The organism is Propionivibrio sp. (genome assembly GCF_049316945.1).
Taxonomy (GTDB): Bacteria; Pseudomonadota; Gammaproteobacteria; order Burkholderiales; family Rhodocyclaceae; genus Propionivibrio.
On sequence record NZ_JBMOJE010000310.1, the window covers coordinates 1 to 2,524 of the forward strand.

Below are 2,524 nucleotides of genomic sequence, written 5' to 3' on the forward strand. Positions count from 1 at the left end.
TGCTGCGCAAATGGGCATTGATCGCTGCCTCACGCTTCTGCCAATGCTCGACGCGCGGCGCCGGTTGGGTAGACGCAAACTCAGGGGAACTGTGTGCGCCGCTCGCCCACCCACACGCTCCCAAGAAACTGATCATTAGCGCGATGAATCGCAGGTAAATTGACTGGTAACTTGTTATCACGGAAGGGTTCCTTTTCTTTCGGTCAGTTTCGTTGTTGCTGTCTTGTGACAGATTGTGAAAAGCAATTGTGAGGAAATTGTGTGGTTTGCACGGCGATGCCTTGCAATAGCCACGTTGCCCATGACGGTTGCGTGCACGGATCGACGCAATCAGGGAGGCGAAACACGCGCTGACGCGAATTGAGTCGCATGGTGGAATTTTTCAAGCCGCAGGGTTGCGCCGTCATAAATCAGTTCGGAGTCCTCCGCAATCCCGGGCAGCGGCATGGGATGACCGGGCGGCGCACCTGATATGCGGCTCGGCCGAGACCCGCCACGGCCAGACAGACTGACCACCCCGGTCTTTACTTTCAGGAACAGGACGGTCTTGTAGCGCCCCCAGACATTCGGGGAAAGCGCCTGGGGCTGGGCAATATGGGTGTGTAGGAACCAGGCGCTCCACCACTCGACACCGTGATCTGCAACGACAAGGGTATGGTCCCGATCCTGTATATGCCAGGCCAGATTCTCCAGCTCCACCATGGTTGCCTCTTCCAGAATCGGCTTTCCGCCCGGGATCAGGATCCAGGCCGAACCTCCCAGGCCAGTGAGTACGATTACGCCAAGCACTGTCTGCCGCCATGCATTTCTATCCATGTGCGTCAGACCAAAAGACACGCCCCATATCGCTGGGAGAAAAGCAATCAGGTAGAAGCGCATGGACTTATCCGGGCTGAACCACGGACCGGTCATCATGAGAACGGTCAGCGCGCAACCGGTCACCACGGCGAAATCGGCCGCTTCGAGCTGAATACGTCTGTACCAGACGACGATTAACGAGGGAGCGATAGCGATCGCAAATCCGAGGAAGGGGAGCAAACCGTCCGGATTGAGCCACATACGGCCCTGACCAGGTTGCTGCCGTCCCTCCCAGGAGAATTGAAAAGGATCGGTGAACGCTGAACCCAGGCGCTGGATACGGGACGGGTCAAATTTCCAGACCACCAATGCCGAGGTCGCCAGCAGAATCAGAACCCCCACGCCCATCATGGGCAGGATCCGTTTCCAGCGCACACCCTGCGATTGACGAAGGAGAAATGCCAGTGCGGTTGCAGCCGTTACCACCACACTGGCACCCAGCACGCCAATATGTGTCAACCCCAGCAGGAGCAACACGGCCACCAATGCCAATGCGCGCCTGCGAGTCGGTTGCAGCAGCCAACCATGCAAATTTGTCACGAGCAGCGCGAACCACACCATCGCCAGCGAGTTCTTCTGCAGTTCACCCACCACGATGAACCACGGCATCGACAGACAGGCCAGCGCTGCGGCAGCGAGCGGGACCGCATCGCCCTGGCCTCTCGCAATCGCCCAACGCCGCACCAGCACAAACACCGGCCAGGCGACCAATACGGGTAGCACCGCATCGCAGGTCTTCACGGCAACCATGATGGCATCCGTCATCACCATACCGCCTGCCCTGGCAAGCAGCCAGGACAGCCCTGCCTGCAAGTAGAACGTCAGTGGCAAATCCGGTATACCCAAAACGCCCCGTTCCAGGATAGCCCTGGCCTGGATGAGGTAGTAGGCACCGTTCACACCCGGCATATAGGGAGTGCTGAACAGCAGCCAAGCCCGTCCCGCCACCGCAACCAGCATGATCCACAGAAGTGGCGGAACTTTCAAATACGATTGCATCTTGGTTTCATCACTGGATTCAGAATGTGTAGCCAACGGACAGACTGCCTGACACCGTTTGTGGGCTCGTGACGATGGGACTGTTCCTTGCGTCGCCGATCAAGCTGGTTGCTTTGAGGCCACCGGATAAAGAAATTTTTGGTGTGACCTGGTAGCTCAGGTTCAGACTCGAACTCACATCACGCAAGCCTGATGTTGGTGAATACACCGAATGGCCGCTCTGTTGTGACTGCGTTGCATTCACGCCAAAGTTGGGCTGCATGGACTGCGAATTGGCCCAGGTGGTGGCGACACCCCAATCCAGACGCCATTGGGGCGCGATGTCCATGGCGTAGTTGGCACCAAAGTTTGCCGACGCTCCCTCTCCGGTGTCGCCGGACCCGTACCGCAGCAACGAAGAAAGTCGCCAATGGCGGTCTGGTGCGTAATTCAAGAAGGCACCATATTCCACCTTGGCATCAATGCTGCCCATGCCCGCCAGTGGTCCGGTGGCGCTCTCCTTTCGGCCGAAGTCAACGCCCAGACCCAGGCCATATTGCAGGGTCAGATCCTTTGAAAAGTTGTAGCCTACACCGCGATTGGTTCCAACAAACCAGCCATTGGCCCATTGGTATTCCAATGCGGGCATGACGGACGCTTCTGGCGCATCGCTGCCCGAATGGTCCGC

General features: G+C 58.0%; 2 protein-coding genes. Both read right to left on the reverse strand.

Going from position 1 to position 2,524, the window contains the following annotated elements:
- Positions 1–330 precede the first annotated feature (330 nt).
- Positions 331–1,893: a hypothetical protein gene (locus ACOYNV_RS27405; protein WP_422902988.1), complete on the reverse strand. Its 1,563-nt coding sequence runs from the start codon at positions 1,891–1,893 to the stop codon at positions 331–333.
- Positions 1,877–2,524: MipA/OmpV family protein (locus ACOYNV_RS27410; RefSeq protein ID WP_422902989.1), on the reverse strand; the 648-nt coding region annotated here is incomplete at its 5' end. The genes ACOYNV_RS27410 and ACOYNV_RS27405, both read right to left, overlap by 17 nt.